The organism is Bartonella sp. AP58NXGY, from assembly GCF_042195785.1.
Classification (GTDB): Bacteria; Pseudomonadota; Alphaproteobacteria; order Rhizobiales; family Rhizobiaceae; genus Bartonella.
Window position 1 is genome coordinate 1 of sequence record NZ_JBHIOY010000252.1, and the last position, 323, is coordinate 323.

Here is a 323-nt window from a genome sequence, read left to right on the forward strand (position 1 = left end):
GCGTTTCATCAATATCGCTTGCATAAACCTGTTGGGGCTCAATGCCCATTTGCGCTAAGAGCATTAAACGCCGTGGCGAAGCAGAGGCAAGCACCAAATGAATTTCTTCTCCCAAATCCATTTTTCCCCCAAGAGTTTCTGCCCAACGCTTTTTCCCCCACTCTTTTATAATTTTCATTTCCACCCCTTTTACAATCGGCTTATTTCTTCCCCTATTTTAAGCGCCATGGGTCTCCTTATTCTTTATTGTGCACTACCCTTATTGTATACTTTCCGCACTGATTTTACACTTTTTCAAGGTCACTTTAAACATTGCTCTTTTT

At 41.5% G+C, this 323-nt stretch carries 1 protein-coding gene; it reads right to left on the reverse strand.

Translation table 11 applies throughout. From position 1 onward, the window contains the following. A partial coding sequence (locus ACFINC_RS10770) for a Maf family protein (protein WP_375617211.1) occupies window positions 1-178 on the reverse strand: 178 nt, incomplete at its 3' end. Window positions 179-323: the final 145 nt, after the last annotated feature.